The sequence below is a fragment of the Paraburkholderia phenazinium genome, from assembly GCF_900142845.1.
Classification (GTDB): Bacteria; Pseudomonadota; Gammaproteobacteria; order Burkholderiales; family Burkholderiaceae; genus Paraburkholderia; species Paraburkholderia phenazinium_A.
Genome location: NZ_FSRU01000001.1, coordinates 728,792 through 747,345, shown reverse-complemented (window position 1 = coordinate 747,345; position 18,554 = coordinate 728,792). Strand labels below are relative to the sequence as shown.

The window sequence follows — 18,554 nt, the reverse complement described above, 5'->3', positions numbered from 1 at the left end:
CGATGCCCCGCCCGATTGTTGCCCGCATTCATCCCGATGCCGTCCGACACAACCTCCAACTGGTCCGGCAGAAGACGCCCGATTCGCGCGTGTGGGCCGTCGTCAAGGCCAATGCTTACGGACATGGGATCGAGCGCATCTATCCGGCGCTGGCCGAGGCCGACGGCATCGCGCTGCTCGATCTCGACGAGGCGGTGCGCGTGCGCGAGTTGGGGTGGAAGAAGCCGGTTCTGCTGCTCGAAGGGATCTTCACGCCGGCCGACGTCGCGATTGCCGACGAATACGGCCTGACCGTCGCGGTGCATTGCACCGAGCAGCTCGACCTGCTGTGCGCGGCGCAGGTGAAGCAGCCCATTCCGATCAATCTGAAGATGAACTCCGGCATGAACCGGCTGGGCTTCCGGCCGGATGTGTTTCGCGCCGCGTGGGAGCGGGCGCGCTCGTCCGCCTCGATCGGCGAGATCACCTTGATGAGCCACTTTGCGAGCGCCGACGACGGCGACGTCGACTGGCAGGTGGACCGGTTCGACGCCGCCACCAGCGAGATTCCCGGCCCGCGCAGCCTCGCCAACTCGGCGGCCGTGCTGTGGCATCCGCGCACCCATCGAAACTGGGTGAGGCCGGGGATCGTGCTGTACGGCGGCTCGCCGTCGGGCTTGTCGCGCCACGTCGCCGATATTCCGCTGCGCGCGTCGATGAGCCTGACGAGCCAGATCATCGGCACCCAGACGCTGTCGCTGCAGGAGACAGTGGGCTACGGACGCATCTTTGCGGCCAACGAGCCCATGCGGATCGGCGTAGTGGCGTGCGGTTACGCGGACGGCTATCCGCGGCACGCGCCGACCGGCACGCCCATCGCCGTCGACGGCACGTTGACGCGTGTAGTGGGCCGCGTGTCGATGGACATGCTGACGGTCGATCTCACACCCTGTCCCAAGGCTCACGTCGGCTCGCAGGTGGAACTGTGGGGCGATCAGGTCAAGATCGACGATGTCGCGCAGGCGTCGGGGACGATCGGGTATGAGCTGATGTGTGCCCTCGCTCGCAGGGTGCCGGTCGAGGTGCATTGAACGCAAGCGCGCGCGGCGGGCTTGGTGGCCTTGGCGGGCTGCCGGAAACAGGCAGCCCCTGCCCCGCTACCCGGACCTAGGCATGAACCGCGCTGGTGGTCGGCAGTTCGAAGGAAAACGTCGTCCCCGCCCCGTTGTGTTCGACCAGACGTATCCGGCTGTGATGCAACTGCAGCATGCGCTGCACGATCAGCAGCCCGAACCCGCCACCGCGGTGCGCTCCGCCCGAGCTAAACGGCCGCTCGAATAGTCCTTCGCGCAGTTCCGCCGGAATGCCCGGACCGGTATCGCTGACCGTCACCTGGACCTTGCCGTCGCGGTACGCGAGATCGACATCGATCGCGCCTTCCGCGGGCGTATGGCGAATCGCGTTGTCGAGCAGATTGGTCAGCACGCGCTCGATCATGCCGAGATCGGCGCAGACCGTCGGCAAACGAGGCGGAATCCCCGCGCGAAGCTGGATATGGCGCGCCTCGGCCGGCAATTCGAACTTCTGGAACACGTCCTGCACCAGATCGACCAGCGAGAAATCTTCCAGCGCCGGTTGCACGTTGCCATGTTCGAGCCGCGCCAGTTCGAACAGCGCCTGCGCGAGCCGCCCCACCTTGACGCTTTGCGCCAGTGCGATCCCCAGATAGCGTTTGCGCTCCACTTCGCTGAGCGAGTCCGCCTTCAGCGACAGCGTTTCGAGGTAGCCATGCAACGACGTCAGCGGCGTGCGCAGGTCGTGCGAAATATTGGCGATCAGTTCGCGCCGCTGCTGATCCTGGCGCCGCAGCGCGCGCCACTGGTCGCCGATGCGATTGGCCATCTGCGCGAAAGTGGCTTCGAGTACGGCGATCTCGTCGCGCTGACCCGCTGCCGAGGAACGCGGCACATGGGGCTGCGTATCCGGCTCGCCGTCGGCATCGAAACGGCGCATCGCCTCGGTCAGGCGCCGCAGCGGCCGGGTGATCAGGCCGAATGCCACCAGCCCGGCGACCAACCCGAGCAGCGCCACCAGCGCCATCGACCACAGCGTGGTGCGCAATACCGAACTCGCGGCCACGCGCGCCGCCAACTGGTCATGAGCCTCGCCGAGCAGCACCACATAGATGTAGCCCGACGGCGCCTGCCCGTCCATCTGCAAAGGCGCGGCACTGAACACCTTGCGTCCGTCCATGCTGCGCGGGTCGTCGCCAAGAATCGGCAGCGTGCCGCCGGCGATGAACTGGTGGATCGGCGCGAGGTCCACTTGCTCGCGCTTCACCCGTCCGGCGGGGGCGTCGTCGCCCTTGATGCGCCCCTCGTTGTCCAGTAGATAGACCTCGACGCTCGGATTGACCGCCATCAGTTGACCGAACAATTGCCGCACGGCGTCGGGGCGCAGGCCATTCGCATCCATCAGCGAGGTGCTGCGGGCGATGTGCCCCGCGAGATCGCGCGACAAGCCCTGCACGACTTCCTTCTCGTGCAGGTCGCTGGAGCGGATCTGCAGCCACGCCGAGGCGCCGCAGCAAGCCAGCAGCAGCAGCGAGAAGACGATCAGCAGTCGCTGGGTGAGCGTCAGGTTCACGGCGCATCCTTTGGCGCAGTGCTCTGCGCGACGTGGCCATCAGCCGGTGACGCCAGCTTGTAGCCATGTCCCCAGACGGTCAGGATGCGCGTGGGTTGCGCCGGGTCGGCCTCGATCTTCGCGCGCAGCCGGTTGATGTGCGTGTTCACGGTGTGTTCGTAGCCCTCGTGCTGATAACCCCACACGGCATTGAGCAGATCCATCCGCGAGTACACCTTGCCCGGATGCTGGGCGAAGAAATACAGCAGGTCGAATTCGCGCGGCGTCAATTCGATGCGACGGCCTTCGACGGCCGCCTCGCGCGTCAGCGGGTCGATGGTGAGACCGACGATCTGCAGGGTGCCGGCATCGATGCGCGAGTCTTTCGCCATCGCATCGACGCGCCGCAGCAGCGCTTTCACCCGCGCGACCAGTTCCAGCACCGAGAACGGTTTGGCGAGGTAGTCGTCGGCGCCCAGTTCCAGGCCGAGAATCCGGTGCACTTCGCTCGAACGCGCGCTGGTGATGATGATGGGCGTGTAGCGCGTCATCGCGCGGGCGCGCCGGCAAATCTCCAGCCCGTCGACGCCGGGCAGCATCAGATCGAGAATCAAGGCGTCCCAGCCGCCCTGCTCCAGCAGCCGCAGGCCTTCGTTGCCGTCGGCGCTGTGCACGACCTCATAACGCTCATCCCGCAGGTGCAGGCTGAGAACGTTGGCAATGTCGACATCGTCTTCGACGATCAGTACGCGTTTCGGATGATCCATGGAGGCTTCGGACGCCGGTCAGGTCCTGGTTAGCGTGAAAAGCGCGGCTCGCGGGCATTTGCGCCGGCAACGGAACGCCGCCGTTGCGTCATTGTGCAAAATTTCCGCGCCGGGAGTTATCACATTTAATTTAACTTTTCGTGAGGACTTCGACACCGCCCGCGGCCTAGGATGTGCCCACTCTCCGCACTATCCGCAGATTGGCACCCAGGAGCACATCATGAAAAGTCGAAGAAGCTTTCTGTTCGCAGGCGGCGCGGCCGTCGCGGCGCTGGCCGCCGTCAGCCGCTGGCCCAAACTGGCCGTGGCCCAGGCGAATGCCGGCAAGCCGGCCGCCAGCTTCGAATTCACCCGCACGGACGCGCAATGGCACCAGTTGCTGACCCCGGCACAGTACTCGGTTCTGCGTGACGAAGGCACGGAGCGCCCGTACACGAGTCCGCTCAACGACGAACACCGCAGCGGCGTGTTTGCCTGTGCCGGATGCCAGCTCAACCTGTTTTCGTCACGCACGAAGTTCGACAGTCACACGGGCTGGCCGAGCTTCTGGGCGCCGCTCGACCACGCCGTGGCCACCCGCGACGACAGCTCGTTCGGCATGTCGCGCACGGAAGTGCATTGCCGGCGCTGCGGCGGCCATCTCGGCCACGTATTCGACGACGGCCCGAAGCCGACCGGCCTGCGCTATTGCATGAACGGTCTGGCTATGAGCTTTACGCCCGCGGCCACCTGAGCTCACCCAGCACACATAAGCCTATATCACCAGGAACAGCCATGTTACTCATCGTTCTCGCCTACCTTGGCGGCGCCCTGACGATCCTGAGCCCGTGCATCTTGCCGGTGCTGCCCTTCGTGTTTGCGCGCGCCGATCAGCCGTTCGTGCGCAGCGGCCTGCCGCTGCTTGCCGGCATGGCGCTCACCTTCGCACTGGTGGCGACGCTCGCTGCCGTCGGCGGCGGCTGGGTGACGCAGGCCAACCAGTATGGCCGCTGGCTCGCCATCGCGCTGCTCGCCGTGTTCGGCCTGACCCTGCTGTTTCCGCGCTTTGCCGATCATTTGATGCGGCCGCTGGTGAGCGCCGGCAACCGCCTGTCGAACTTCGCCCAGGCCGACGGCCAGCAGGTTCGCGCGGGGTCGTCGTTCCTGTTGGGCATCGCCACCGGCTTGCTGTGGGCGCCGTGCGCCGGCCCGATCCTCGGTCTGGTGCTCACCGGTGCCGCGCTGCGCGGCGCGAGCGTCGGCACGACGTTGCTGCTGATCGCCTATGCGGCCGGTGCGGCGACCTCGCTCGCGGTGGCGCTGCTGATCGGCGGCCGGGTGTTCACGGCGATGAAGCGCTCGCTCGGCGCGGGCGAATGGATCCGCCGCGGGATCGGCGCAGCGATGCTGGCTGGCGTGGTGGCGATTGCGTTCGGGCTGGATACGGGCGTGCTGGCCCGCGTGTCGACGGTGGCAACGGGTGGCCTCGAACAGAAGCTGGTTGACCGGTTCTCGCCTCGCTCGACGCCTTCGGGCGGCGGCACAACAACCTCCACTACCGCAGCGGGCAACGCGGCGGACACGGCCACGGCGAGCGCTAGCGGCACGGCTGGCACGGCTGGCACGGCCGGCACGCCTGTCGCGACGGATGGCGGCGCGATGATGGCGGCGAATCCCACCGCCGCCTCGAACGACGTCATGTCCGCCGCCGACTCGAACGCTGCCGGCGGGGGCGCCATGATGGCCGCTACCAGCGGCATGATGCGAGCCTCGCAAGCCGCCAACGACAACCCGCCGCTGCCCGTCGAAGGCGAGCTGCCGTCGCTCAACGGTGCGGTCCAATGGCTCAACTCTCCCCCGCTGACCGCGCAGAGCCTGCGCGGCAAGGTGGTGCTGATCGACTTCTGGACTTACTCGTGCATCAACTGCCTGCGCTCGCTGCCCTACGTCAAGGCGTGGGCCGACAAGTACAAGGATCAGGGGCTCGTCGTGATCGGCGTGCATGCGCCGGAATTCGCGTTTGAGCGCAATATCGACAACGTGAAGAAGGCGACGCACGACCTCGGCATCGACTATCCAGTGGCCATCGACAACAACTACGCCATCTGGCGCTCGCTGGACAACGAGTACTGGCCCGCGCATTACTTCGTCGATGCACAGGGACGCATCCGCTACCACCATTTCGGCGAAGGCGACTATGCGCAGTCGGAGAAGGTCATCCAGCAACTATTGGCCGAAGCGGGCCACGCGAATGCAGAGAACGTTCCCGTGGGATTGACGAGCGCCGGCGCCCAGGGCGTGGAGGCCGCCGCCGACAACGACGATATGAAGTCGCCGGAAACCTATATCGGCTACTGGCGCGCCCAGCACTTCGCCTCGCCCGGCGGCGAAACGCAGAACAAGCCGCATACCTATACCGCTCCGGTCCAGCCCGCGCTCAACGACTGGGGTCTCGAAGGCAAATGGAGTGTGAGCGCCGAGCGCGCCACGCTGGCGGCGGCGTCCGGCGGCATCGTCTACCGCTTCCATGCACGCGACCTGCATCTGGTGCTGGGCCCGAACAAGGACGGCAAGCCCGTGCGCTTTCGCGTAAGCATCGACGGCGCCGCGCCGGGCGCCGCGCACGGCAGCGACGTCGCCGCCGACGGCACCGGCACGGTCACGGAGGAGCGGCTCTATCAACTGGTACGGCAATCGGGCGACGTCAAGGATCACACCTTCTCGATCGAGTTTCTGGACCCGGGTGTCGAGGCTTATTCATTCACGTTCGGCTGATGCCGGGCGCGACGTCGATACGTTTGAACTACCCATCACTGAAGGGACTGACAATCGTGAACACAATCTTTAGCAAGGTATCCTCTCTGCGCAAGCGTTCGGCCCTCGCCAAACTGGCAGGCGTCGTGGTGCTTGCGGTCGGCGCGATCGCGGTGCAGCGCGTCGCCAATTCGGCTGAGGCGGCCACTCAGGTTCCCGCGCCGGTCCAGGACGAGAAAGTCGTCGCGACGCATAGCGAAACCGCCGTGTTTGCCGGCGGCTGTTTCTGGGGCGTGCAAGGCGTGTTCGAACACGTGCGCGGAGTGAAGCAGGTGGCGGCCGGTTATACGGGCGGCGCGGCGGGCACGGCGCAGTACGAAACGGTGAGCGAAGGCGACACCGGCCACGCTGAATCCGTGCAGATCACGTACGACCCGACGCAGATCACGTATGGGCGGCTGCTGCAGATTTTCTTCTCGGTCGCACATAACCCGACGGAGCTGAACTACCAGGGTCCGGACCACGGCACGCAGTATCGTTCGGCCGTGTTCCCGGTCAATCCGGAGCAACGCATCGTCGCGCAGGCGTATATCGCGCAGCTCGACAAGGCCCATGTGTTTTCACGGCCGGTGGTGACGCGCGTGGAGGACTTCAAGGGCTTCTACCCCGCCGAAAACTATCACCAGAACTTCCTCGTGCTGCATCCCGACTATCCGTATATCGCGATCAACGATTTGCCGAAGGTGACCGATCTGAAGCGGATGTTTCCGGATCTCTATCGCAACGATCCGGTGTTGCTGAAGGTCGCGGCGTCGTAGAAGGAAACGCGCCCGGCGTGTGGAGCGATATACAAAAACACGTCGGCGCGCTACGCTGTACCTCCGTCAATACTGCGCGATGCTGCGGATAGGCCGGCACGCAAACCGAGGACCTCATGACGACATCGACTCAAGCGCCCGTCCTGCTCTTTTCGTATGGCACGCTGCGGGACAACGCCGTGCAACTCGCCAACTTTGACCGCGAATTGAACGGGCGCGCCGACTCGATGTTGGGATATGAGCAAACGTGGGTGTACGTTAGCGTTTGATGCGTTCGCGCTACGTCATGAAGATGCGCTTCACGTTCCTGGTGTCCACCGTGCTCGCGGTGCTGTTCGTCATGGGACGAGCATGGGCCGCCGACTCGTTTTACGTCGACCCCAACGCCGCGCCCGCCGTCTGGGCCCGCGGTCATGCGGATGATCCGCGTGCGGCACAAATCGCTGCGTCGATTGCCCGCGTGCCTACGGCTCAATGGTTCGGCAACTGGAATCACGATGTCCGTACCTCGGTCAGTCAATTCGCGGATGCCGCCCGTGCCGCCCATCAGGTGCCGATGCTGGTCGCCTACGATATTCCCGATCGCGATTGCGGCGGCGCGTCCGCCGGCGGAGCCGCCGACGCCACGGCCTATCGCGCGTGGATCGATGCGTTCTCGCAAGGCATTGGTGGCGGCAAGGCGATTGTCGTCGTCGAGCCGGACTCGCTAGCCCAGCTCGACTGCTACAAAACGGTCGAAGGACAGGAAGCCCGTCTGGCGCTGCTGCGCTATGCGGTTGCGCGCTTAAGACTCAATGCGCCCGAGGCCGATGTCTATCTCGATGCGGGCAACGCTCACTGGATCGCCGCAGATGTCATGGCGAATCGTCTTCAGAAAGCAGGCATAGCCGAGGTCAAGGGATTCGCGTTGAACGTGTCGAATTTCTATACGACGCAAGAATCGATCGTCTATGCGAACGCGGTGAACGACGTACTCGCAAAACAGTTCGGCTATACGAAGTCGGTCGTCATCGATACCAGTCGCAACGGCAATGGCTCCAACGGCCAATGGTGCAACCCTGCCGGCGCCCGACTGGGCGAGCCGACCGGCGCCACATCGGAGCCGGTCCTGCTTGCCTGGATCAAGGAGCCGGGCAATTCCGATGGGCCTTGTGGCGTCGCGCCGTCCATACGGGCGGGCATATTCAGTCCGGATCTGGCGATGCGCTTGATTGAGGGGAATTGAAGCGCGGTAAAAAAGTCTGCGTCGAATCAGCCATCACCCCTGACGCTGGCACTGGTGCATCAGCCCGCCCCCATCTCGCGCGCAAGCTCGGCGATCATCGCTTCCTGCGGCGTCAACACACCGGCACGCAACACCAGCCACATCGCGGAGCGCGCGGCCTTTTCGCGCAGCGGCCGGTACGCCACGCCGTTCACATTGATGCTGCGCAACGACGCCGGCACGAGCGCCACGCCGATTCCGGCGGCCACGAGGCCCACGATGGTCGGGGACTCGCGCGCTTCCTGAGCCAACTGCGGCGCAAAGCCCGCTTGCTGACACAGCGCGATGATCTGGTCGTACACACCGGTGCCGCTCTCGCGCGGATACATCACGAAGGCTTCGTCCTTCAACGCCCCCACGGACAGTGCCCCGCCTTGCGCGGCCAACGGATGCCGCGCAGGCAGCACTGCCACGAGCGCATCTTCGAAGAGCCGCGTGGCCTGCAGCGTGGGCGGTAACTCGGGGCGCGTCGCGCCGCGCACGAACGCCACCTCCATGCGGTGCTCCAGCATCGCCGTCAATTGCTGCTGGGTGGTCAGTTCCTCGAGCCGCAAGTGCACGCCCGGCAAGCGGCGACGGTATTCGAAGATCAACTGCGGGATCACCTCGCTGAACGCGGCCGAACCGGTGAAGCCGATTCGAAGCTCGCCGAGTTCGCCGCGCTGGGCACGCCGCGCCACCTCCCCGGTTCGCTCGGCCTGCGCCGACAACGCGCGCGCCTCAGGCAACAGCGCCTTGCCGGCGGCGGTCAGTTCCACGCGCCGGTTGCTGCGCTCGAACAGCCGCGCCCCCAGTTCCTCCTCCAGCACGCGTATCTGCTGGCTAAGCGGCGGCTGCGCGATGTTGAGGCGTTGCGCTGCCCGCCCGAAATGCAGTTCCTCGGACAACACAATGAAGTAGCGAATGCGGCGGAGATCCATGATATCGATTATGTATCAATAACGGCCAAATCGATATTGGACTTCGACATAACCCGACGCCATCATTCAGTCAGGCATCAAACTGCAAATGGAGTCGCCGAATCATGGGCAAGCACAATGTCAACGTATTGACGGGCGTTATCAGCGCCACCGGCGAGGCGCCTCGCGAGCCGGCAGGCAAGATCGAGCACGGTACAGCGGCCTTCTGGCAAACCAATTTCGCGCTCTTCGCCGCGGGTTTCGCCACCTTCGCCCTGCTCTACTGCGTCCAGCCGCTGATGCCGCTGTTCTCCGCGGATTTCGGCGTCAGCGCGGCGGGCGCGAGCCTGGCGCTGTCGTTGACCACGGGCTTGCTCGCGGTCTCGATGCTTGTGGCGGGTGGACTCTCCGAAGCCTGGGGCCGCAAGCCGATCATGGTCGCTTCGCTGCTGCTCTCGGCTGTTCTCACCGTGATCTGCGCCGCCGTGCCGCACTGGTCGACGCTGCTGTTCATGCGCGCGTTGATGGGCGTGGCGCTCAGCGGCCTGCCGGCAGTGGCGATGGCCTATGTCGGCGAAGAGATGCATCCGCGCTCGCTCGGTCATGCAATGGGCCTGTATGTGGGCGGGACAGGCCTTGGCGGCATGGCGGGCCGTCTGTTGACCGGCGTGATCACCGATGTCTGGGGCTGGCGCGCCGCCGTGCTGGTCATTGGCTTGCTGGGTATCTTGAGTGCGGCCGTTCTGTGGCGCTGTCTGCCGCCGTCGCGTCACTTCGTGCGGCGCGAACTGCGCGTAGCGCCGCTCGTGCGGGCATTCGGCACCCATCTGCGCGATGGCGTCCTGCCGCTGCTGTTCGTCGAAGGTTTCCTGCTGATGGGCAGCTTCGTCACCGTCTACAACTATGTCGGCTACCGCCTGATCGCCGCACCGTTCTCGCTCAGCCAGACCCAGATCGGCCTGATTTTCGCCGTGTATCTGTTCGGTATCGTCAGCTCCACCCTCGCAGGCAGCCTCTCGGGCAAGCTCGGACGCCGCGTCGTGCTGCCCGCCACGTTCATCCTGATGCTCGCCGGCACGGCCATGACCCTGTCGAACCAGCTCTGGCTGATCATCTGCGGCGTGACCGTATTGACGATCGGCTTCTTCGGCACTCATTCGGTCGCGAGCGCCTGGGTCGGCGCACGTGCGCAGGTCGGCAAGGCCCAGGCATCGTCGCTTTATCTGTTTGCGTATTACATGGGGTCCAGCGTCATCGGTTCGCTCGGCGGTGTGTTCTGGAGTCTGCGCGGCTGGCACGGTGTGGTCTCCATGGCGTGCGCGCTACTGCTGCTGGGACTTGTCATCGCGCTATGGCTGTATGCGATGCCCGCGCAAGCCGCGAGGCAAACAGCAGATGTGGGCAGCCTGAAATAACGCGGGGCTCGCCGTCGCATGAAAGCCAATGGAAAGACAGGCCGCGACTTAGGCCCATTGGAACGATCGTTCGTGTTACTCGCTTGCCCGGCTCGCTGAAGCGTTCGAAGTGGCGTGCTAGCATTTCTGCTGGGCTCGCCGCGTGGTGTGTCGAGCGATCTACCTGTCTGTCGTGTCTGGAGAGTTTTGTGGCAATCGAACACCGTGGTTTTCGAGTAAATGTTGATGTGACGCCGGATGAACTTGGCGTTCAGTGGGTATGCCGTGCTGTGATCGAGCGGCTTGATGGGGACCGCGCGAAAGGCGCACCCGAGGGCCCCGAATTGACGATTCCCCGCGTCAAGATCGATCCGTTGATGGCCATCAGCTCGCTCGAGCATCGGGCCGTCACCTTGATCGACGATTTCTATGAGCAAGGGCACGTAGTGGCGTGAGCGTGCTGCCTGACGCTTAAGAACCCCGCTTAAGAAACTCGTCTGGCCGCCGGAGCGCCACACACGGTGCTGTCCGGTGCCAGACGCGAAATCGTTTTGCCAAGGCCACCTGCAGAGCGCAGGAATCGAATCGTACCGGAAGCGCGTTTGCGCCATCAGACTCCAACTCCCCTCGCGGGCATGGCATTTCTGCCATCGCACACGCTCATCACGCACGCCCCATCTGCTGTCCCATTCGTTGCCGAATCACGGCTTTAACCGACGCCGCGGAGATGGCAAACGCACGTGAAGACGCCATGGTTGTTTTTAACCTGATTGGAAATACTTTCGCTCGTCCCTGATCAAAAACTCAGAGATCGAATGACTTTCTGTATTAGGGCCCTAAACGCAAACGTTTTCCTACGAAAAACGATTACAAAAGGCTCTTACTCGAATAGCAAAGAAACACTAGAATTACTCGTTATGCATAGCGCATCAAGCTGCGGAGCCCCACGGCACACGGCTTCGAGGCGCTGGGCATGGCCTGCAACGATCACGTAATTCGTCCGACGAAAAAAGCGGGTATCGTGTTTTCTGAAAGATACCAAGAACCTGAGAGAGTCTAAAAATTGCGTCCCTTTTTGGTGCGCAATTGCCGAAATCACCATCCCGGTGCTGATATTCAAGCAAAACCGTGGAGGACGGCGCGTCGATGCTTATCCGGCGTCAGCGCGTCATGATTCGGCGATAGATAGAGAAGATCCCCGAAGACAGAGGATTACAACGTGCTAGCAATTCCACTTTCCGACGAAGACTGGTCAAGGGTCTCACGGTTGCTCGTTGAACCCGCTTCACCCCGAACGGGCCGGCCCAGGTCCGACCCACGCCAATTGCTGAACGGAATCCTGTGGGTCTTGATCAATGGGGAGAAGTGGCATCACCTCCCTTCGACATTTCCCGCGCAACAGACGTGTTACGCCAGATGGCTCAAATGGAAACGTGAGGGCGTGATGGAAGCGGTTTTTCGCGAGCTGGCATTGGGCTGCACTGCAACGCCTGTGACGAGTGCAGGGACAATCGACTGCTGCTGAGCGGCCAAACGAAACGCGCTGTCTTTCCTATCGCCCGCCGGAGCGTGCGAGCGGGCTTCCCGCGAACGGATCTTTTTCCCAATCGACGCCCCGTTTAGCCGGCGTCGCCTCCGCAGCCTTGGGCGACAGCGCGAAATGTTCGATGGATTGCCCTGCGCTAATGGCCTGTCTCAGCCATTGAGGCATCTCGCCTTCGCCCGACCAGGTCTCACCCGTTACGGCGCGATAGCGCGCTTTGGTCTTTTCCGATTCATCGCTTGCCAGTGCTGTAGCAAGGGTGTCTGGCGTAATGCCGAACTCTTCCATGCGGTGGCGGAGGTAAGCAATCATGCTGTCTCGCTTCCTTTCGTCCATAGAGTAACCCGTCCTTAATGTGATTCTTGCAGCTTTCCGTCGAGCATTGATGGCTCGATATACGGCGAATGCGTTGGATGAATGCCGTCGCCGTTGCCGGCGGCGACAGGTCGATACATCAGCGGAAATGCTCGTTTGGTCAAATCAGGTGCGGCCGCCCCAGAGCTTGCAGAACGACCTGTCCCCAATGAAAATTCCTATCACGCTCGCCGTGCCGAGAAGCGACTAGTCCAGCGCTCCGCGGTGCGGAAGATAGCGCTGACCCGGCGTTACGGTTGCAATTGAAAAGATAATGCTGAAATGCGGCGATTCCAACCGGCTGGTCTTATCTGCACGCTTCGTTGGCGGTGCCTCGCACAGGCCGGTGTTTTCGCTTGATACGCACATGATAGCGCAATGTCCGGCTAGCGTCGGATATGCGTCGCTGGAGCGGACATTAACACCTAACCCACGTTTGGGTTCGCGCTGTGCAAGATGGGGGATTGGGGTCGCCGATAAGGCTTTAGGTACCAGCCGGCGAGTGCCCTGGCGTGCCGTCCGTTGCGTCCGTTGCGGGCGGTGGGAGGTATGCACTGACGCCGCTCGCGGGAGCCATGCGTGACATTGGCGCTGCGTGGAAAACGCGTGAGTGGCTGCCGGCGTTCACTGCGTGGCTTCACGCGCGTAAACGCACAAACCCCACCTTTGCGGGGTGGGGTTTGTGCTTGCTGCTGGGGAGCCTGACGATTACCTACTTTCACACGGGTAATCCGCACTATCATCGGCGTGGAGTCGTTTCACGGTCCTGTTCGGGATGGGAAGGGGTGGTACCGACACGCTATGGTCATCAGGCATGACTTGTTGCCGTACTGCTCATGGAGCAGTACAGCCAATCGGGAAGAAGTAGTTTCTGGTGATGCCACCAGAGGATGAAGCTGTTGGGGTTGTGTTGTTTCTGGCACAACACGTGATCACTCAACCGTGTGCGGGGTTCATCTGAACCACAAGACACACCTGTTATAGGATCAAGCCTTACGGGCAATTAGTATCAGTTAGCTTAACGCATTACTGCGCTTCCACACCTGACCTATCAACGTCCTGGTCTTGAACGACCCTTCAAGGGGCTCGAAGCCCCGGGGATATCTCATCTTAAGGCGAGTTTCCCGCTTAGATGCTTTCAGCGGTTATCTCTTCCGAACATAGCTACCCGGCGATGCCACTGGCGTGACAACCGGTACACCAGAGGTTCGTCCACTCCGGTCCTCTCGTACTAGGAGCAGCCCCCTTCAAATATCCAGCGCCCACGGCAGATAGGGACCAAACTGTCTCACGACGTTTTAAACCCAGCTCACGTACCTCTTTAAATGGCGAACAGCCATACCCTTGGGACCGGCTACAGCCCCAGGATGAGATGAGCCGACATCGAGGTGCCAAACACCGCCGTCGATATGAACTCTTGGGCGGTATCAGCCTGTTATCCCCAGAGTACCTTTTATCCGTTGAGCGATGGCCCTTCCATACAGAACCACCGGATCACTATGACCTGCTTTCGCACCTGCTCGACTTGTCGGTCTCGCAGTTAAGCACGCTTATGCCATTGCACTATCAGCACGATTTCCGACCGTACCTAGCGTACCTTCGTACTCCTCCGTTACACTTTGGGAGGAGACCGCCCCAGTCAAACTGCCTACCATGCACTGTCCCCGACCCGGATCACGGGCCAAGGTTAGAACCTCAAACAAACCAGGGTGGTATTTCAAGGTTGGCTCCACGCAGACTGGCGTCCACGCTTCAAAGCCTCCCACCTATCCTACACAGACCGGTTCAAAGTCCAATGCAAAGCTACAGTAAAGGTTCATGGGGTCTTTCCGTCTAGCCGCGGGGAGATTGCATCATCACAAACACTTCAACTTCGCTGAGTCTCGGGAGGAGACAGTGTGGCCATCGTTACGCCATTCGTGCAGGTCGGAACTTACCCGACAAGGAATTTCGCTACCTTAGGACCGTTATAGTTACGGCCGCCGTTTACCGGGACTTCAATCAAGAGCTTGCACCCCATCATTTAATCTTCCGGCACCGGGCAGGCGTCACACCCTATACGTCCACTTTCGTGTTTGCAGAGTGCTGTGTTTTTATTAAACAGTCGCAGCCACCAGTTTATTGCAACCCCTTCACCCTTCTGGCGCAGGCCAGTCAGGCTACAGGGGCGTACCTTATCCCGAAGTTACGGTACCAATTTGCCGAGTTCCTTCTCCCGAGTTCTCTCAAGCGCCTTAGAATACTCATCTCGCCCACCTGTGTCGGTTTGCGGTACGGTCTTGTTAAACTGAAGCTTAGAGGCTTTTCTTGGAACCACTTCCAGTTGCTTCTTCACCTAAGTGAATGGCGCCACACCCTTGAATTCCGTGCCCGGATTTGCCAAAGCACCTTCTCCAATGCAGCGACCGGGACTTCCAACACCCGGACAACCTTCCGCGATCCGTCCCCCCATCGCATTTAACAATGGTGCAGGAATATTAACCTGCTTCCCATCAGCTACGCATTTCTGCCTCGCCTTAGGGGCCGACTCACCCTACGCCGATGAACGTTGCGTAGGAAACCTTGGGCTTACGGCGAGGGGGCCTTTCACCCCCTTTATCGCTACTCATGTCAGCATTCGCACTTCCGATACCTCCAGCACACTTTTCAATGCACCTTCGCAGGCTTACGGAACGCTCTCCTACCATGCACATAAATGTGCATCCGCAGCTTCGGTATATTGCTTAGCCCCGTTACATCTTCCGCGCAGGACGACTCGATCAGTGAGCTATTACGCTTTCTTTAAAGGATGGCTGCTTCTAAGCCAACCTCCTGACTGTTTTAGCCTTCCCACTTCGTTTCCCACTTAGCAATATTTGGGGACCTTAGCTGGCGGTCTGGGTTGTTTCCCTCTTGACACCGGACGTTAGCACCCGATGTCTGTCTCCCGTGATTGCACTCTTCGGTATTCGGAGTTTGCTATGGCGAAGTAATCCGCAATGGACCCTTCAACCATGACAGTGCTCTACCCCCGAAGGTGATACACGAGGCACTACCTAAATAGTTTTCGGAGAGAACCAGCTATTTCCAGGTTTGTTTAGCCTTTCACCCCTATCCACAGCTCATCCCCTAACTTTTCAACGTTAGTGGGTTCGGACCTCCAGTACGTGTTACCGCACCTTCATCCTGGCCATGGATAGATCACCTGGTTTCGGGTCTACACCCAGCGACTGAACGCCCTGTTCGGACTCGCTTTCGCTACGCCTGCCCTAATCGGTTAAGCTTGCCACTGAATGTAAGTCGCTGACCCATTATACAAAAGGTACGCCGTCACCCCTTGCGAGGCTCCGACTGTTTGTATGCATGCGGTTTCAGGATCTGTTTCACTCCCCTCCCGGGGTTCTTTTCGCCTTTCCCTCACGGTACTGGTTCACTATCGGTCGATCACGAGTATTTAGCCTTGGAGGATGGTCCCCCCATCTTCAGACAGGATTTCACGTGTCCCGCCCTACTTGTCGTACACCTAGTTCTTCCAAACTGCTTTCGTCTACAGGGCTATCACCTGCTATGGCGGCACTTTCCAGAGCCTTCGACTAACAGTAAAGATAAAGAGTACAGGCTGGTCCCATTTCGCTCGCCACTACTCTGGGAATCTCGGTTGATTTCTTTTCCTGCGGCTACTTAGATGTTTCAGTTCGCCGCGTTCGCTTCGCATGACCTATGGATTCAGTCATGGATACTCCATTCGGAGTGGGTTTCCCCATTCGGACATCTACGGATCAAAGCTCGTTTGCCAGCTCCCCGTAGCTTTTCGCAGGCTACCGCGTCCTTCATCGCCTGTGATCGCCAAGGCATCCACCACATGCACTTGTTCGCTTGACCCTATAACGGGTGTGTCTTGTCGACCCAGAGTTAGCACTTTAGTGCTTACTCTGGTCCCATCCCCGGAGGGGACAGGGACATTCACAGGGAATGCCAGGACTTCAACGCATCGTTACAGGTTGAGTATTCGTGTTGCGCCGTATTCCAAAGCAATCTTTCGATCACTTAAAAATACATTGATACAATCACAACCCTGATTCACCTACTCAACCACCCATCTCTAAGTGATCTTTCGTGAATCTCTTTACTACTTCTTCCTGATTGTTAAAGAACGACAGCCGATATCGCGGTTGCCATAACCACGTATCACTCTGACTGGCTCAATCGCCAATGCAAAACACTCTGCACACTTGCTAAGGTGTACAGAACACTCTGCATTGAAGATTGCCCATCAGATTCACAGCCGATAAGCGTGAGCGCTCAACTTCTGACACGTGAGCTCGAGAAAGGAGGTGATCCAGCCGCACCTTCCGATACGGCTACCTTGTTACGACTTCACCCCAGTCATGAATCCTACCGTGGTGACCGTCCTCCTTGCGGTTAGACTAGCCACTTCTGGTAAAACCCACTCCCATGGTGTGACGGGCGGTGTGTACAAGACCCGGGAACGTATTCACCGCGGCATGCTGATCCGCGATTACTAGCGATTCCAGCTTCACGCACTCGAGTTGCAGAGTGCGATCCGGACTACGATCGGTTTTCTGGGATTGGCTCCCCCTCGCGGGTTGGCGACCCTCTGTTCCGACCATTGTATGACGTGTGAAGCCCTACCCATAAGGGCCATGAGGACTTGACGTCATCCCCACCTTCCTCCGGTTTGTCACCGGCAGTCTCCCTAGAGTGCTCTTGCGTAGCAACTAGGGACAAGGGTTGCGCTCGTTGCGGGACTTAACCCAACATCTCACGACACGAGCTGACGACAGCCATGCAGCACCTGTGTATCGGTTCTCTTTCGAGCACCCCCACCTTTCAGCAGGGTTCCGACCATGTCAAGGGTAGGTAAGGTTTTTCGCGTTGCATCGAATTAATCCACATCATCCACCGCTTGTGCGGGTCCCCGTCAATTCCTTTGAGTTTTAATCTTGCGACCGTACTCCCCAGGCGGTCAACTTCACGCGTTAGCTACGTTACCAAGTCAATGAAGACCCGACAACTAGTTGACATCGTTTAGGGCGTGGACTACCAGGGTATCTAATCCTGTTTGCTCCCCACGCTTTCGTGCATGAGCGTCAGTATTGGCCCAGGGGGCTGCCTTCGCCATCGGTATTCCTCCACATCTCTACGCATTTCACTGCTACACGTGGAATTCTACCCCCCTCTGCCATACTCTAGCCCGCCAGTCACAAATGCAGTTCCCAGGTTAAGCCCGGGGATTTCACATCTGTCTTAGCGAACCGCCTGCGCACGCTTTACGCCCAGTAATTCCGATTAACGCTTGCACCCTACGTATTACCGCGGCTGCTGGCACGTAGTTAGCCGGTGCTTATTCTTCCGGTACCGTCATCCACCCCGGGTATTAACCAGGATGATTTCTTTCCGGACAAAAGTGCTTTACAACCCGAAGGCCTTCTTCACACACGCGGCATTGCTGGATCAGGGTTGCCCCCATTGTCCAAAATTCCCCACTGCTGCCTCCCGTAGGAGTCTGGGCCGTGTCTCAGTCCCAGTGTGGCTGGTCGTCCTCTCAGACCAGCTACAGATCGTCGCCTTGGTAGGCCTTTACCCCACCAACTAGCTAATCTGCCATCGGCCGCCCCTGTAGCGAGAGGTCCTAAGATCCCCCCCTTTCCTCCGTAGAGCGTATGCGGTATTAATCCGGCTTTCGCCGGGCTATCCCCCACTACAGGACACGTTCCGATGTATTACTCACCCGTTCGCCACTCGCCACCAGGGTTGCCCCCGTGCTGCCGTTCGACTTGCATGTGTAAGGCATGCCGCCAGCGTTCAATCTGAGCCAGGATCAAACTCTTCAGTTCAATTCCTGTTACTGTTTTCGGGCTCTTTCGAACCCGGTCGCTCACTCAACGTACTGACGATGATTACGCCTGTTTCTCAACAGGCTAACCTTCCTCTAATACTGTGTGAGACTTGATACTTTCGCTTCATGCCAGATTCCGAAGAACCTGACCCGCGTCGCCATCAAGCGCCCACACTTATCGGCTGTTAATTTTTAAAGATCATTCGCTCAGAAGCTCTGCTTTCTTCGCGTCCGTCATCAAACGGGAGGCGAATTATGCGATGCCCTTTAGGGGACGTCAAGCGTATTTGAGAAAAAAGTTTTAGCCGTTAGATTGCGGCTTCAAGGAGGCTGTCGTTA

The 18,554-nt window shown here is 60.5% G+C and carries 13 protein-coding genes and 3 rRNA genes; 9 read left to right on the top strand and 7 right to left on the bottom strand.

All coding sequences use genetic code 11. The annotated features are described in order from the left end of the window. Nucleotides 1-2: 2 nt before the first annotated feature. Nucleotides 3-1,070, top strand: a complete 1,068-nt coding sequence (gene alr / locus BUS12_RS03255; protein ID WP_074294219.1) for an alanine racemase — start codon at nucleotides 3-5, stop codon at nucleotides 1,068-1,070. 76 nt (nucleotides 1,071-1,146) lie between these two features. On the opposite strand, the gene BUS12_RS03250 is transcribed toward alr, so the two are convergent. Together BUS12_RS03250 and BUS12_RS03245 are read right to left on the bottom strand one after the other, a co-directional pair. Beyond that, on the bottom strand, nucleotides 1,147-2,625 hold the full coding sequence (locus BUS12_RS03250; protein WP_074294218.1) for a sensor histidine kinase: 1,479 nt from the start codon (nucleotides 2,623-2,625) through the stop codon (nucleotides 1,147-1,149). Further along, nucleotides 2,622-3,371, bottom strand: a complete 750-nt coding sequence (locus tag BUS12_RS03245; RefSeq protein ID WP_074294217.1) for a response regulator transcription factor — start codon at nucleotides 3,369-3,371, stop codon at nucleotides 2,622-2,624. Before BUS12_RS03245 ends, BUS12_RS03250 begins: the two co-directional genes overlap by 4 nt. Before the next feature lie 220 nt (nucleotides 3,372-3,591). Between BUS12_RS03245 and msrB the strand changes: the two genes are divergently transcribed. The 5 genes from msrB (at nucleotide 3,592) to BUS12_RS03225 (ending at nucleotide 8,147) form a co-directional block, all read left to right on the top strand. Beyond that, the gene (msrB, locus tag BUS12_RS03240) at nucleotides 3,592-4,104 is read left to right on the top strand and encodes a peptide-methionine (R)-S-oxide reductase MsrB (protein ID WP_074294216.1); all 513 of its coding nucleotides are present in this window, start codon (nucleotides 3,592-3,594) and stop codon (nucleotides 4,102-4,104) included. A gap of 41 nt (nucleotides 4,105-4,145) precedes the next feature. After that, nucleotides 4,146-6,125, top strand: a complete 1,980-nt coding sequence (locus BUS12_RS03235; RefSeq protein ID WP_074294215.1) for a cytochrome c biogenesis protein DipZ — start codon at nucleotides 4,146-4,148, stop codon at nucleotides 6,123-6,125. 47 nt (nucleotides 6,126-6,172) lie between these two features. Continuing rightward, complete coding sequence (gene msrA / locus BUS12_RS03230; RefSeq protein WP_429308659.1) at nucleotides 6,173-6,922, top strand: peptide-methionine (S)-S-oxide reductase MsrA; 750 nt, start codon at nucleotides 6,173-6,175, stop codon at nucleotides 6,920-6,922. 116 nt (nucleotides 6,923-7,038) lie between these two features. Then, nucleotides 7,039-7,191 carry a hypothetical protein gene (locus BUS12_RS38670; RefSeq protein ID WP_171991586.1) on the top strand — a complete coding sequence of 51 codons (153 nt, stop codon included), beginning with the start codon at nucleotides 7,039-7,041 and terminating at the stop codon, nucleotides 7,189-7,191. 17 nt (nucleotides 7,192-7,208) lie between these two features. After that, entirely contained in the window at nucleotides 7,209-8,147 is a 939-nt protein-coding gene (locus BUS12_RS03225; protein ID WP_083640433.1) for a glycoside hydrolase family 6 protein, read from the top strand. A gap of 59 nt (nucleotides 8,148-8,206) precedes the next feature. Here BUS12_RS03225 and BUS12_RS03220 read toward each other — a convergent pair whose 3' ends face one another. Beyond that, complete coding sequence (locus BUS12_RS03220) at nucleotides 8,207-9,106, bottom strand: LysR substrate-binding domain-containing protein (protein WP_074294213.1); 900 nt, start codon at nucleotides 9,104-9,106, stop codon at nucleotides 8,207-8,209. A 104-nt stretch (nucleotides 9,107-9,210) separates the two neighbouring features. Here BUS12_RS03220 and BUS12_RS03215 point away from each other — a divergent pair, with 104 nt between their 5' ends. The 3 genes from BUS12_RS03215 (at nucleotide 9,211) to BUS12_RS39755 (ending at nucleotide 12,004) form a co-directional block, all read left to right on the top strand. Next, nucleotides 9,211-10,500 carry an MFS transporter gene (locus BUS12_RS03215; RefSeq protein ID WP_074294212.1) on the top strand — a complete coding sequence of 430 codons (1,290 nt, stop codon included), beginning with the start codon at nucleotides 9,211-9,213 and terminating at the stop codon, nucleotides 10,498-10,500. Between the two features lie 188 nt (nucleotides 10,501-10,688). Beyond that, on the top strand, nucleotides 10,689-10,934 hold the full coding sequence (locus BUS12_RS03210) for a hypothetical protein (RefSeq protein ID WP_074294211.1): 246 nt from the start codon (nucleotides 10,689-10,691) through the stop codon (nucleotides 10,932-10,934). Between the two features lie 764 nt (nucleotides 10,935-11,698). Further along, nucleotides 11,699-12,004, top strand: a complete 306-nt coding sequence (locus BUS12_RS39755) for a transposase (RefSeq protein ID WP_074294210.1) — start codon at nucleotides 11,699-11,701, stop codon at nucleotides 12,002-12,004. 27 nt (nucleotides 12,005-12,031) lie between these two features. Here BUS12_RS39755 and BUS12_RS03200 read toward each other — a convergent pair whose 3' ends face one another. The 4 genes from BUS12_RS03200 to BUS12_RS03185 form a co-directional block, all read right to left on the bottom strand. After that, the gene (locus BUS12_RS03200; RefSeq protein WP_074294209.1) at nucleotides 12,032-12,358 is read right to left on the bottom strand and encodes an H-NS histone family protein; all 327 of its coding nucleotides are present in this window, start codon (nucleotides 12,356-12,358) and stop codon (nucleotides 12,032-12,034) included. Nucleotides 12,359-13,075: 717 nt separating this feature from the next. After that, a 5S ribosomal RNA gene (rrf, locus tag BUS12_RS03195) occupies nucleotides 13,076-13,189 on the bottom strand. A 169-nt stretch (nucleotides 13,190-13,358) separates the two neighbouring features. Continuing rightward, a 23S ribosomal RNA gene (locus BUS12_RS03190) occupies nucleotides 13,359-16,237 on the bottom strand. A 445-nt stretch (nucleotides 16,238-16,682) separates the two neighbouring features. After that, nucleotides 16,683-18,213 (bottom strand): 16S ribosomal RNA (locus BUS12_RS03185). The 16S, 23S and 5S rRNA genes sit together here, the layout of an rRNA operon. Nucleotides 18,214-18,554: the final 341 nt, after the last annotated feature.

Bases quoted from the DNA above. Each gene is read 5' to 3' on its own strand.
- BUS12_RS03225 (WP_083640433.1), top strand. From the start codon at position 7,209: ATGAAGATGCGCTTCACGTTCCTGGTGTCCACCGTGCTCGCGGTGCTG.
- alr (WP_074294219.1), top strand. From the start codon at position 3: ATGCCCCGCCCGATTGTTGCCCGCATTCATCCCGATGCCGTCCGACAC.
- BUS12_RS03245 (WP_074294217.1), bottom strand. From the start codon at position 3,371: ATGGATCATCCGAAACGCGTACTGATCGTCGAAGACGATGTCGACATT.
- BUS12_RS03235 (WP_074294215.1), top strand. From the start codon at position 4,146: ATGTTACTCATCGTTCTCGCCTACCTTGGCGGCGCCCTGACGATCCTG.
- BUS12_RS03215 (WP_074294212.1), top strand. From the start codon at position 9,211: ATGGGCAAGCACAATGTCAACGTATTGACGGGCGTTATCAGCGCCACC.
- BUS12_RS03220 (WP_074294213.1), bottom strand. From the start codon at position 9,106: ATGGATCTCCGCCGCATTCGCTACTTCATTGTGTTGTCCGAGGAACTG.
- msrB (WP_074294216.1), top strand. From the start codon at position 3,592: ATGAAAAGTCGAAGAAGCTTTCTGTTCGCAGGCGGCGCGGCCGTCGCG.
- BUS12_RS38670 (WP_171991586.1), top strand. From the start codon at position 7,039: ATGACGACATCGACTCAAGCGCCCGTCCTGCTCTTTTCGTATGGCACG.
- BUS12_RS03200 (WP_074294209.1), bottom strand. From the start codon at position 12,358: ATGGACGAAAGGAAGCGAGACAGCATGATTGCTTACCTCCGCCACCGC.